The organism is Streptococcus sp. HMSC034E03, assembly GCF_001811505.1.
GTDB lineage: Bacteria > Bacillota > Bacilli > Lactobacillales > Streptococcaceae > Streptococcus.
This window is the reverse complement of sequence record NZ_KV805000.1, coordinates 131,922-145,165: the sequence shown is the minus strand read 5'-3', so window position 1 is coordinate 145,165 and position 13,244 is coordinate 131,922. Positions and strand designations below refer to the sequence as shown.

The window sequence follows — 13,244 nt, the reverse complement described above, 5'->3', positions numbered from 1 at the left end:
CTTCTTTCTTCTACTATTATACGCTATTTAGCATCATTTTAAAACTTTTAACCTTTTTTAGGGCAAGCTATCTGACATTTCATAAAAAGTCTGAACAAAAAGCTCAAACTCCTTTTCTATATTATTGAAAATCTTTAATATTCCCATCGTAATTTGCCCAATCCTGGCTAAAGAAACGGTCATTCATTTGGTAATTAGGTGCTGTTGTCGGATTGCTCAAAAAGGGATTTACCACCTTATCAAATGCTAACCAGCCTAACCAACCAATATGAATCGTATCCTTAACAAAGTAGGGATCTCCACCATTTTTTGAAAAGTCAGCGATATTAGTGAAACCCTGACTTTCCAACTGGTAACGAATTTTTTCAATAGAGTGTTGATACATTTCTTCGCTCAAACCTGTATAGTTCATCCATTTTTGATTGACAGGTTGAAAGACAAAGAGCACATTAACCTTAGACTTGGCAAATTGATCGAGCACTAGCTGCAAATCATTGTACTCAGTTGATTGGAGAAAGTTATAATTCTTTTGATAGCCTTCTAAATTTTTTAAGTCCTTCTTTAGTTGAGTGGTATAAAAATGATTTTCCATTCCCAAATCATTATTGGTCGTATTTTCTTCTGCATCTTTACGTGCAATATTTTCCAATTCTTCATAAGAAAATTGTTCTGGGAGACTGCTCAAATATTTCTCAACATGATCTTTGTACTTTAATCGACCATGAATGGAGAATTGACCAAAAAGAGCAGCTTGTCTTTCATTGAACTCGGCAGAGAGATTAACCATCGTTTGATCAAAGTCTGACAATTGTTCATTCTTGGCCAGCTTCTCAACAATCCCCTTCATCGGTACTCTTGGATTTTTCTTCAAGAGTCTAGTAGCCGCATATTGAGCAGCCAGATCTCCGGATTGATTTTCCAAAAAGGCCGTCAACTGGTCATTATTAAAAAAGCTTTGAAAAGTAGGCGCATCGTGCTCCTCTTTTGTAAACCATTGTGGAGAGATTACAAATACCGCTTGTTTGTTTTCAAGCTCAGATGTGATTTGTTGTAGTCCAAAGTACTGACTAAGAGAAGCTGCTCCTGCCTGCCCCATAAAATAAGGACGATAGGAGCGATTATACTTTTCAGCTAATACTCCTGGATGCATGCTATCAAAACGAATCCATTCACTCGAACCCAAAAAGGGTATAAAACGCATATCAGGATCCGTAAGAGCTCTTACTTTTTGACTTCTTTCCTTAAAGCTTTCTGCACTTATCGAAGCGGCAGAGTATTTTTCCTCCATAAGATTATGACTTGGACTACTTGGATAGAAAATAATGAGTAGAAGAACCAATAAACCTGCAGTAAGAATGGGCCCGAAGATTAACCACAGGCGTTTAAGCATTCTTTAACTCCGTAATCCCTACTACGATTTTATTAGCTGTATTCCAGTCATCACGACCAAATTCTGTAACTGGGACACGAATATCAAAGCGATTTTCGATTTCCACGATCAATTCAACTGTTCCCATACTGTCCAAGACACCTGCATCAAAGAGATCCTCATCCATCATGTCAGAAACATCTTCCATAAACAATTCATCAATAATTTCAATAACTTCTGATTTGATATCCATTTTTTAATTCCTTTTATTTTTTAAACCATAAATCATTCAAAAATCCAGAGAAGATTAAGAATGAAACCATCACGACATGGAAGGTTATAACCATGCCAAGCAACTGAATCCAGCGATTCTCAGGTAGAGCAGCCTTCCCTGCTTTTTTCCGTTCCTTATTGAGGGTTTTCTTCTTACGAAGCCAGGCATCATTAATTACTAAACCTAACCCATGAAAGAGTCCGTAGACGATGTAAAACCATGTTATTCCATGCCAGAACCCCATAAGGAGCATGTTCAGGATATAGGCGACACTTGAAGTCACATTTCGATTCTTAAACAATTTCTTTCTCGTCATCACCATGACCAAGCGCATAAAGACAAAGTCACGGAACCAGAAAGATAAGCTCATATGCCAGCGATTCCAAAACTCTTTCAAATCCCTTGATAAGAAGGGTTTGTTGAAGTTGATCGGACTACGAATCCCCATCAGATTTGAAATAGCTATAGCAAACATGGAATAACCCGCAAAGTCAAAGAAGAGCTCCAAACCAAATGTGTACATGATGGCCACTACATAATAGTTAAAGACGCCCCCTTCCTGTAAAGCTAAGTTCTTTAGAGGAGGTAACAAAATCTCGCCTAAAATATGAGCTAGGATAAATTTGTACAGAAATCCCCACATGATATACCGAACGGACTCGGCTAGCATATCCATCAACTCATCGCGCTCTGGAATCGTCTGATAATTTTCATTAAAACGTTTGAAACGATCAATAGGACCACTTGAAAATGTCGGCATAAAGAGAAGAAAACGCAAATACTCCCACATCTTCAAATCCTTAATGACTCCATCTCGAAGTTCGATGATGATTCCCACCGAACGAAAAGTCAGGTAAGAAATTCCCAAAAATCCAAGCAAAGACTGCGTTCCATTGATAGCAGGCTGCACCTTGACAAAGATAATCGGAAGGAGGGACAGAAAACTAACTAGGTAGAAGACCCACTTGCCATCCTTACTTTTTCGATACTGCTTGTAAAAAAGAACCAGTACCATTTGCCAAATTAGATAGATTCCTAAGGCAGCTAATTGATTGGTCTTGCCTCCCGTCAACATAGTGACTATAAAGAAGAGACTAACCAATATTTCATACCAGCCAAAACGTTTTTTGAAAAAAAGACCGATAAAGATTGGCAAGGTAGCGGTAATCACGTAGACAAAGTACTGTAGATTTCCATAAGGCTCAATATGAGGAAGCTGTTTGAAAAGCTCCATCATCTATTATTCACCTCATTGATTAAGCCTTTAATGTCAATTTTGCCATTTGGAGTTAGTGGCAATTCCTTTCTGTAAAGGAACTTAGACGGCATCATGTAAGACATCATAATATCTTCCAAGTCTTCCTTGATCGCTTTCGTGATATCAATTTCGCGCTCAAATTGTTCTTTGACGCCATCTTTTAAGATAACATAGGCCAAGAGATTTTGGACCTTGTGGTCTTTGTTGTAACGTGGAACTGCAACAGCGGATTCAACATACTGAGATTTATTCAAGTTTTGAGAAACATCCTCTAGCTCAATGCGGTAACCGTTAAACTTGATCTGGAAGTCCATCCGTCCACCATAGAGAAGGAGACCTTCATCTGTCATGGTTCCGACATCTCCCGTATGATAGGCTGGAAGACCTTCAAATTCGAAGAAGGCTTCAGCTGTTTTTTCAGGATTGTTCATGTAGCCTTTTGAAACAGCTGGACCAGATACGATGATTTCTCCCTGTTCGCCATTTGGCAGTTTATTGCCCTCTTCATCGATGACGAAGGTTGGAGAATCTTCTTTGGTGTAACCAATTGGCAAGCGTTTAAGTGTCGCTAGCATCTCATCTGTCACAGCAACCGCCGACAAAGCAACCGTTGCTTCCGTTGGCCCATAAGCATTGATGATGCGCGCATTTGGAAAACGTTCGCGTAATTTTTGAGCAGTTTTAACTGTCAACTCTTCCCCATCAAAGTAAAAATGGGTAATACCTGGCATCTTTTCAGCATTGAAATCTTCAGACAACATGGCCATATCTGCAAAAGATGGTGTCGAAGTCCAGATAGCAATCGGAAGAGAAAAGATAGTTGCAAAGAGTTGTTTGAAGTCTTGAGTAATGGCTGATGGGAGGGCAAAAAGGGTTCCTCCAAGAGCTAAGGTCGGTGCCCAATACATGACAGACAAGTCAAAAGAATAGGGCGGTTGGGCCAACATTTGCGGACGCTCTGGCGTCGCAAATTCCTTATCCGTAATCATCCAGTTAGTAAAGCTGAGCAAATTATCATGCGAAATCTGCACTCCCTTTGGCTTACCAGTCGTACCAGAAGTAAAGATGATGTAGTAATTATCATCACCCTTGACTGGATGCGTCATCTCATAGCTCGCTCCTTTATCAAAGGTTTCTTGAACCTGAGCTAGATTCATCATAGGTGTAGAAACCTGCTTCAATGGAAAGTCTGAGATGGCAATAATCAAACTTGGTTCTGCCACTTCTAAAATAGCTGAAACTCGCTCCAAGGCCGAATGACTGTCAATTGGAATGTAGGCATGCCCTGACTTGGTCAGAGCTACAAAGGTAGCCAACATTTCATACTCCTGACCACCAAAAACCACCACAGGAGATTTTTCAGGTAAATCTAGTTGATCGATGGTTGCAGCCAAACTATCCGAATCAGCCTTCAAATCACCATAGGTACGTTCCTCACCAAGAACATTATAGACTGGAAAGCTAGGTTGAGTTTGAGCGAAGTACTCAATCGCTTCAATCATATCTTTTATCGGTTTATTAGACACAGTTCGTTTTCTCCTTAAAGTTAAAATTCATTGTAGATAAAGCTACCCTGACCTTGACCTAGGTAACTAAAAAAGTAAAGCAAACCCAGTAAAACAATAAAATACAGGACCGTTTGCCCTAAAAAAATATATAATGGTTTCTTTCTATCCATGATCGATTTCTTTTCTGTAAATTTCCGTCAATTTTTCCACAAACAATTACTATTTTTTCTTGTTCCCATTTTACCACTTTATTCCCTCTATTTTCAACTGTTTACCATTTTTAGAAAGCACATTTTAGCTTATTTTAAGACAAGTTAAGATATCAATCTTTTTGTCATAAATAAAAACAAAAAAAGAGCCTGAGATTCCCATCTCAAACTCTAATGCAAATAGCTCTTTTATCTTAGAAAAGTGAGAATATAAGAACAGCCAAGGCTGCACCAATAACAGGTCCTACAACAGGAATCCAAGCGTAAGACCAGTCTCCATCTCCCTTGTTTGGAATTGGAAGAAGGCTGTGTATGATACGAGGACCAAGGTCACGCGCAGGGTTCAAGGCATAGCCTGTTGTCCCACCTAGTGATAGTCCGATACCAACAATCAAAGTTCCTACTGCAAAGGTTCCGATACCCGCCTGAAAATCGTAAAGACCCAAAGCAAAGATTGTCAACACCAAAACAAAGGTTCCAAGAATTTCGCTAATCAAGTTTGATACAGTATCTTTGATGGCTGGACCAGTACTGAAAGTTGCCAGGATATTACCTGCATTTTCTTCTACCTCATAATGCGGTTTAAATTGCAACCAAACCAAAATCTGACCCAGCATAGCCCCTGCGAACTGAGCTAAGATATAAGGGAATACTGATGCCCAAGGTAAGTCACCTTTTAAGGCCACACCGATGGTCACAGCTGGGTTTAAATGAGCTGGACTGAGCTTGCCAGATACAAATACTGCAACCGCAACTGCAATCCCCCAACCCATAGTAATCACAATCCAACCTGAGCCGTTGCTCTTGGTTTTTGGAAGAACCACACCTGCTACAACACCATTTCCTAGAAGAATCAGGATTAAAGTCCCTAGAAATTCTCCAAATAATTCATTCATCATCTTTCTGTCTCCATTAAAAAGGAGGAGAGGGTAGACTAGGAGTCCTGCCCGCCACCTCTTTTATTTTTTCTTAATTTTTTAATTCTGCTAAATCGTTGTTAGCAAGAGCTGATTCGACATCAGCACGGTAAGTTGCTTTTTCATCTTCTGTCCATTCATAGAATCGTCCCATTTCATTCAAAACTGGCTCTACGATGCTGTCCAAGCTATCACGCATAAAGAGCATGTGGTTGGTACGACGAAGGAGGAAGTCAACTGGGCTAAGAGCCAACTCATTGCGCATTGCATAGTGAAGGGACAAGGTGTCTGCCAAACTGAGTCCTGGAGCTTGTTCCAAGCTGTGAGCAAGGGCAAAGACCTTTGGTGCATTTGAACCGTAAAGATTTGCCAGATAATGTGCTTCCTTGCTATCCAAACCACGTGACACTCCAAGTTGCGCAAAGGCTTCGATTTCTGAATCCACATTTGCTGGGTTCAATTCTCCACCTGAAACAGGATAAGTCTTAGAGTTGATGAGTTTAAAGCTGCGGTCAAACTCTGCTTTCAAAATCTCAACTACGCGCTCCATAGCCCCTTCAGCCATCTTACGGTAGTCTGTGATTTTACCACCAGCAAGGGTCAAAAGGCCATTGTCATCACGATCTAAGCTAGACCCACGAGAAACTGCAGATGGATCCAAATGTTTCTCTGATGTGCTGCTTTCAAGCTTGCTGACAACAGATTCAACATCTTCACGCGTTTTTTCTTTCGATAGATAAGCTTCAACAGTCGCAATCAAGTTGTTAAAGCTTTCATCACTGATTGTACCGTTATTTCCTCCATTGTAGTCAGAAGCGCTATTGCCTGCAATCAATGGACGAAGACCTGCCCAGCTGCTTTCGATATCGTCAATTGTGATATTTGCTTCTGGGAAGCGATTGTTGACAATGCCAAGCAGATAATCCACATCTTCTTGAGTCACTTTTGGATGCTCTAAATCACCTGTGTAGTCTGTATCTGTTGTACCGAAGTAGGTCTTGTTTTCACGTGGAAGTACAAAGACCATTCGACCGTCACCCAAACCTGTGTCAAAGTAAACTGGCTGTGAAACCTTGATCTTGCTTGAATCAACTACCAAGTGAACTCCCTTGGTTGGACGCATTTGTGAGAATTGTGTTCCCTTATTAGACAAATTGCGCACCTTATCGCTCCAAGGACCTGTTGTGTTGATAACCAGACGGGCCTTGATTTCAAAGACTTGGTCTGTCAACAAATCACGAGCTACGACGCCTGTAATCTTGCCACTTTCGTCAAAGAGGAAGCCTTCTGCCTTAACATGGTTGGCAATGAGGGCACCGTCTTGATTGGCACGTTTGATGTTTTCAATCACGAGACGCGCATCGTTGTTACGGAAGTCAAGGTAAACCCCACCTCCTACCAAACCTTCTTTCTTCAAGTTTGGCTGGCGTTCCAAGACTTCTTCCTTGCTCAAGACCTTGTTAGCAGCTGGTGTGTTGTTAACACCCGCCAAAAGGTCGTACAAGTCCATGGCTACTTTGAGACGGAAGAGGCTAAAGGTCGCTCCATCCTCATCGTAAACTGGTAAAAGCATTGGGTCTGGTTTTGGAATGTGTGGAGCGATTTGTTGAACCACTGCACGTTCAGAAACTGTATCTGACACCACTTCTACGTCAAATTGTTTGAGGTAGCGAAGACCTCCGTGAACCAATTTTGTCGAACGGCTTGATGTTCCTTCTGCGAAATCCTGCATTTCAATCAAACCAGTTTCAAGACCACTAGCTGCCGCCTGTAAAGCTACACCAGCCCCTGTGATCCCCCCACCGATAATCAAGAGATCCAAGGTACGTTCCTGCATTTTTTTAATTGATAATTCACGTGTTTTCTTTGAAAATTCCATATCTACACACTTTCTAATTAAGTCGCTTTATTCTTCCAGTATTAGTCGTCGATTTCCGCAAATACTTGAGTTGCTTTCACAGCTTTCTTCCAGCCTTTGTAGAGTTGTTCCTTGCGAGATTCGTTCATGGATGGCTCAAAAAGTTCTCCTGTCTCATTCAAGAGTTTCAACTCATCCAAATCCTTCCAGTAGCCTACTGACAAACCTGCTAGGAAGGCTGCTCCTAGAGCAGTTGTTTCCAAGTTTTTGGCGCGTGCGATGTCGATTCCTAAGATGTCCGCTTGGAACTGCATGAGAAAGTTATTCATAGCTGCACCGCCATCCACCTTCAAGACTTGGATAGCTGTCTGAGCATCCACTTGCATGGTATCGATGATATCACGCACTTGATAAGCGATAGATTGCAAGGTTGCCTTGATAAAATCTTCTTTGCTTGTTCCACGAGTTAAGCCAAAGACAGAACCACGAGCATTTTGGTTCCAGTATGGAGCACCTAAACCTGTAAAGGCTGGAACGACATAAACTTCGTCATTATTGTGAGAGTCACGAGCATATTTTTCAGACTCTGGTGAGTTTTCAACCATGCGAAGTCCGTCACGAAGCCATTGAATGGCACTTCCTGCGATGAAGATAGAACCTTCCAAGGCATAGTAAACCTTGCCGTTAATACCATAACCAATGGTTGTCAAGAGGTTGTTTTCAGACAACTGCATTTCTTCACCAGTATTCATGATGATGAAAGAACCTGTTCCGTAAGTATTTTTGACCATACCAGGCTCAAAAGCCAACTGTCCAAAGAGGGCTGCCTGTTGGTCCCCAGCCATACCTGAGATTGGCACTTCACCGCCGTAGAAATGGAAAGGAGCTGTCTTACCGTAGATTTCAGAGTTAGAACGAACTTCTGGAAGCATAGCCTTCGGAATGTTGAGGATTTCCAAAATCTCATCATCCCATTTGAGTTCTTTAATGTTATAGAGCATGGTACGAGCCGCATTTGAGTAGTCGGTCACGTGAGCCGCACCATCAGTCAATTTCCAAACCAACCAAGTATCGATAGTACCAAAGAGCAACTCACCCTTTTCTGCTCGCTCTTGAGCGCCTTCTACATGGTCCAAGATCCAACGAACCTTGGTCGCAGAGAAGTAAGCATCGATGATCAGACCAGTCTTCTCATGGAATTTCTCTACATAACCTTGTTTTTTTAGTTGTTCAGCCAAAGGCGCTGTCTGGCGAGACTGCCAAACGATGGCATTATAAATAGGAAGACCTGTCTTTTTATCCCAAACAACTGTCGTTTCACGCTGGTTGGTAATCCCGATAGCTTGGATTTGATTTGGCTTGATACCACTTTCGATAAAAGCCCCAGCGATTACTGACTGGACTGAGTTCCAAATTTCATTTGCATTGTGCTCAACCCAACCTGCTTGTGGAAAGATTTGTGTGAATTCTTTTTGACTTGAGCTAACCTTTTCCCCTTTTTTGTTAAAAATAATGGCACGAGAACTGGTAGTCCCTTGGTCAATGGCCATAATGTATTTTTCTTGTGACATGTGCTGTCCTCCTGATAAAGATCTTGAGGTTATTTCCTCTTTACAGTAACTAGTATACAAAATAAAGCGCTTTCTTGTTTATCAAGTTTTTTAAAATTTTAAAAAAAATTGATAAGATTGTGAGAATTTCACAAAAAAGACCTGGATTCCCAAGCCTTTTAAGCAAATAGTATCTGACGAATCGCTGCCAAATCTTCCATATCTAAGTCGTTTTTTAAATAATATACTGGAGTCTGGTCTTTTTTATGAATAGGATTATTGGTAACCAGCAAATCGTAGTGCCGACTAGGGTCATAGGCTTCAATAGTAATAAAACGATTGTATTCCAAATAGCGTTTCAAGATAGCAGTCATTCTTGAAAAGACAAGAAAACCAGATGTCAAATCCAGACCAATCCGCATATGCTGGCCACCATTTTCAGCCATATATTCGATCAACTGGAGCCATTCCCAGAGAATTTTCTTATCCAAATCCGTCCCCTGCTGAAAAGTGGGCAAGGTATGAAAAATCTCCTCTGCCGTTCCCCTAAAATCATGTTCCATCAACAAATAAGGATGACGATTCTCTAACTGGTACTTGTAGCGGTCCTGTAAAATATAACCCTTGTATAGATAGACTTGAGCACAAAGCTGACTAAGTTCATAGGTGACATGGTCTTCCGTATAACCGCCTAGCAACCCCTCTTTCTTCATTTTTTGAATCAGTTGCGTCAACAAATCTGCCAACCGCCCTCCAAACCCAAGGATATACTCCATGGTATGTAGGGGCAAAATGCGATGAGAAAGAAGAAAAGAGAAGAAAATCATCATCTCACCATCCTCAGTTCCCAAAGGAATGTGTTGCCCAGCAAAAAAGGACGGTGTCTTTCTCAACAAGCGAAGGTAGAAAATATTGTCAAAATAGCCTCGCATTTTATCTTCTATGACTTGAAATTGACAGGCATTGACACGTAGACGTTGTTGGCTGATATGATTCCACAAAATCAAGTCTAACTTCTGCCCCGAAGACAATTGAGCACCACAGATTTCTTCTAAACTAGCAATCTCCCGCCTTCTCTCAGGCTTTTGCATTTCATTTTCCCAGTCCTTACTCGACCAAACCTTACGTAAAAGACAGAAATAAAAGTAACGAATCTGGTGCTCTGGACCTCGCAAACGTCCGTTTTGGATAGATAAATCAAATTCGGATAAAATCTGATTTAAACCAGATAAGTGGCGCCCAAGCGTGGCCTCACTGACCATCAATTCTTGAACCAGCTGATGGGCTTGAAACTGCTGGTGATAGAGCAGATATAGTAAAATCTGGTATTTCACTGCATTGTCTAAAAATAGACGACGAATATCACGCCCCTTAGTAGTCGCACCGACTGACAAGTTGACCTGCTCTTCCTGTAAATGAATCTGTACATCTAGACCAACTGTTTGCGCTCTTTCATTTGTGAATAAGATGTACTTGGTCACAGTCGCTTTAGAGAAGCCCGTCTCCTCCATCAGTGCTTTTAAGGTCGTTTGTGACTCCTGCAATAAAAAAGAAAGGACTAAAAATTGACCAGCTTCAGCTTTTTCCATCAAGTCTCCTAAATACATTTGTTACCCCTTTCATTTCCTTCTTCAAGCATAGCATAAATTAAAAAAATGCTAAAATAATCTGTTTATCTTTTCGGTTTTTCCCTAGTTTCAAACTCAAATAATCCTCAGAATCAGCAAACACAGCACTCCCCCTTTGGGCATTTTTATGCTAAAATAGTAGCTATGGATAAAATTATTAAAACTATATCAAAAAGCGGAGCCTTTCGTGCTTTTGTCCTTGACAGCACAGAAACCGTCCGCACTGCTCAAGAAAAACATCAAACCCAAGCCAGTTCAACTGTTGCACTTGGTCGCACCCTTATCGCTAGCCAAATTCTCGCAGCCAATGAAAAAGGAAATACAAAGATTACTGTAAAAGTTCTTGGAACGAGCTCTCTCGGTGCTATCATCACTGTCGCAGATACTAAGGGTAATGTCAAAGGTTACGTTCAAAATCCTGGTGTTGACATCAAAAAGACTGCAACGGGTGAAGTCCTAGTTGGACCTTTTGTTGGAAACGGTCAATTTCTCGTTATCACAGACTACGGTACTGGAAATCCTTACAACTCCATGACTCCTCTCATCTCTGGGGAAATCGGTGAAGACTTGGCCTACTACCTGACCGAAAGTCAACAAACTCCTTCAGCCGTCGGCCTCAATGTTCTTTTGGATAAAGACGACAAGGTCAAAGTCGCTGGTGGCTTCTTACTACAAGTATTGCCAAATGCCAAGGAAGAAGAAATCGCACGCTTTGAAAAACGTATCCAAGAAATGCCAGCTATCTCAACCCTTCTCGAAAGTGAAGACCATATTGAAGCTCTTCTTAAAGCCATCTATGGTGACGAACCATACAAACGTCTGTCTGAAGAAGAGATTCGTTTCCAATGTGACTGTAGCAAAGAACGCTTTATGAAGGCTCTTTCTAGTCTTCCAAGCTCAGACTTGCAGGAAATGAAGGATGAAGATCACGGGGCAGAAATCACTTGTCAATTCTGTCAAACAACTTACAACTTTAACGAAAATGACCTGGAGGAACTCATTCGTGACAAATCTTAATACACCTTTTATGATTGGCAATGTTGAGATTCCCAATCGTACCGTTTTAGCACCCATGGCCGGCGTGACTAACTCAGCTTTTCGTACCATTGCTAAAGAACTCGGAGCTGGACTCGTTGTCATGGAAATGGTCTCTGACAAGGGAATCCAATACAACAACGAAAAAACTCTTCACATGCTTCATATTGATGAAGGCGAAAACCCAGTCTCTATCCAACTTTTTGGTAGCGATGAAGACAGCCTAGCACGCGCAGCAGAATTCATCCAAGAAAACACCAAGACCGATATCGTGGATATCAACATGGGCTGTCCAGTTAACAAAATCGTGAAAAACGAGGCTGGCGCTATGTGGCTCAAGGATCCCGACAAGATCTACTCTATCATTAACAAAGTTCAATCAGTCCTTGATATCCCTCTCACTGTCAAAATGCGTACGGGCTGGTCTGATCCATCTCTAGCTGTGGAAAATGCTCTCGCCGCTGAGGCTGCAGGTGTCTCTGCACTTGCTATGCACGGTCGTACTCGTGAACAAATGTATACTGGTCACGCAGACCTTGAGACCCTTCACAAGGTTGCACAAGCTCTGACAAAAATTCCATTTATCGCTAACGGTGACATTCGCACTGTCCAAGAAGCCAAACAACGCATCGAAGAAGTCGGTGCTGATGCCGTTATGATTGGACGCGCAGCTATGGGGAATCCTTACCTCTTCAATCAAATCAATCACTACTTTGAAACTGGAGAAATCCTTCCTGATTTAACCTTTGAAGATAAGATGAACATCGCCTACGAGCATTTGAAACGCTTGATTAACCTCAAGGGAGAAAAGGTTGCGGTCCGTGAATTCCGTGGCCTAGCTCCTCACTACCTCCGTGGAACATCTGGCGCTGCCAAACTCCGTGGAGCTATCTCACAAGCAAGCACACTTGCAGAGATTGAAGCTCTATTGCAATTAGATAAGGCTTAAACTTCTATACTACCTTTCGAGTAAGGGTTGATTTCTCGCCCATCTCACACCACCATACGTGTCGTTCGGCATACGGCGTTTTAACGTATAGCATTCAAGGTAACAATCCAACCCCCCGTCTAACGGGTGGTTTGCACCAGGGCTATAAGCCCAAATTACCAGCCAGCGCCTAAAGACGCTGGCTTTCACGTTGTTCAAGCCTCATTGCTCTTGACTCGTCACTTGCCTCTTAAAGAGTCGTGAGTATTACTTACCACTATCCCTAAAGGGATCCTCATATTCTTTCACACTTCATTTATCTAGTGCTATATCATGCTTTACTCGTTCTCAAAGTTTTATACTCGTGAAGAAATCATCCACTGGATAATTTCTTTAATCTTGTATGTATTTCCTTATCGTGGCTTCATTAAGCCCTACTGTACTCAAATAATAACCTTCTGCCCAGAAATGCCGATTCCCAAACTTGTACTTGAGGTGGGCGTGTTTGTCAAACATCATGAGTGCACTTTTACCTTTTAAATAACCCATGAAACTCGAAACACTTATCCTTGGTGGAATACTTACTAACATATGTACATGGTCTGGAATTAAGTGACCCTCGATAATTTCAACTCTTCATAACTACACAAGCGATGAAATATTTCACCTAAACTACTCCGATATTGATTATAGATGACTTTTCGTCTATA

Annotated in this window: 11 protein-coding genes and 1 pseudogene; 2 read left to right on the top strand and 10 right to left on the bottom strand. The window is 41.5% G+C overall.

Going from position 1 to position 13,244, the window contains the following annotated elements:
- Nucleotides 1-121: 121 nt before the first annotated feature.
- From dltD to HMPREF2805_RS09870, 9 genes are all read right to left on the bottom strand, one after another.
- A complete protein-coding gene (gene dltD, locus HMPREF2805_RS09910) occupies nt 122-1,390 on the bottom strand; it encodes a D-alanyl-lipoteichoic acid biosynthesis protein DltD (RefSeq protein WP_075232373.1) in 1,269 nt (422 codons plus the stop codon).
- On the bottom strand, nt 1,383-1,622 hold the full coding sequence (dltC, locus tag HMPREF2805_RS09905; protein ID WP_075232372.1) for a D-alanine--poly(phosphoribitol) ligase subunit DltC: 240 nt from the start codon (nt 1,620-1,622) through the stop codon (nt 1,383-1,385). The genes dltD and dltC overlap by 8 nt, the downstream gene beginning before the upstream one ends.
- Before the next feature lie 13 nt (nt 1,623-1,635).
- The gene (dltB, locus tag HMPREF2805_RS09900; protein WP_075232371.1) at nt 1,636-2,880 is read right to left on the bottom strand and encodes a D-alanyl-lipoteichoic acid biosynthesis protein DltB; all 1,245 of its coding nucleotides are present in this window, start codon (nt 2,878-2,880) and stop codon (nt 1,636-1,638) included.
- The gene (dltA, locus tag HMPREF2805_RS09895) at nt 2,877-4,427 is read right to left on the bottom strand and encodes a D-alanine--poly(phosphoribitol) ligase subunit DltA (protein ID WP_075232370.1); all 1,551 of its coding nucleotides are present in this window, start codon (nt 4,425-4,427) and stop codon (nt 2,877-2,879) included. Before dltA ends, dltB begins: the two co-directional genes overlap by 4 nt.
- Before the next feature lie 20 nt (nt 4,428-4,447).
- The gene (locus HMPREF2805_RS09890) at nt 4,448-4,579 is read right to left on the bottom strand and encodes a teichoic acid D-Ala incorporation-associated protein DltX (protein WP_075232369.1); all 132 of its coding nucleotides are present in this window, start codon (nt 4,577-4,579) and stop codon (nt 4,448-4,450) included.
- Between the two features lie 233 nt (nt 4,580-4,812).
- Nucleotides 4,813-5,517, bottom strand: coding sequence for an MIP/aquaporin family protein (locus tag HMPREF2805_RS09885; protein ID WP_075232368.1), 705 nt, complete (start codon nt 5,515-5,517; stop codon nt 4,813-4,815).
- Between the two features lie 70 nt (nt 5,518-5,587).
- On the bottom strand, nt 5,588-7,414 hold the full coding sequence (glpO, locus tag HMPREF2805_RS09880) for a type 1 glycerol-3-phosphate oxidase (RefSeq protein ID WP_075232367.1): 1,827 nt from the start codon (nt 7,412-7,414) through the stop codon (nt 5,588-5,590).
- Between the two features lie 41 nt (nt 7,415-7,455).
- Nucleotides 7,456-8,964: a glycerol kinase GlpK gene (gene glpK / locus HMPREF2805_RS09875; protein WP_075232366.1), complete on the bottom strand. Its 1,509-nt coding sequence runs from the start codon at nt 8,962-8,964 to the stop codon at nt 7,456-7,458.
- A 158-nt stretch (nt 8,965-9,122) separates the two neighbouring features.
- A complete protein-coding gene (locus HMPREF2805_RS09870) occupies nt 9,123-10,550 on the bottom strand; it encodes an AcpB/EbpR/MafR family transcriptional regulator (protein ID WP_075232365.1) in 1,428 nt (475 codons plus the stop codon).
- A gap of 165 nt (nt 10,551-10,715) precedes the next feature.
- Here HMPREF2805_RS09870 and hslO point away from each other — a divergent pair, with 165 nt between their 5' ends.
- Both hslO and dusB read left to right on the top strand, forming a co-directional pair.
- The gene (gene hslO / locus HMPREF2805_RS09865) at nt 10,716-11,588 is read left to right on the top strand and encodes an Hsp33 family molecular chaperone HslO (RefSeq protein ID WP_075232364.1); all 873 of its coding nucleotides are present in this window, start codon (nt 10,716-10,718) and stop codon (nt 11,586-11,588) included.
- Nucleotides 11,575-12,555: a tRNA dihydrouridine synthase DusB gene (dusB, locus tag HMPREF2805_RS09860; RefSeq protein ID WP_000183319.1), complete on the top strand. Its 981-nt coding sequence runs from the start codon at nt 11,575-11,577 to the stop codon at nt 12,553-12,555. Before hslO ends, dusB begins: the two co-directional genes overlap by 14 nt.
- Before the next feature lie 291 nt (nt 12,556-12,846).
- Here dusB and tnpA read toward each other — a convergent pair.
- Nucleotides 12,847-13,244, bottom strand: a pseudogene (gene tnpA, locus HMPREF2805_RS09855) (IS200/IS605 family transposase); the annotation flags it as partial.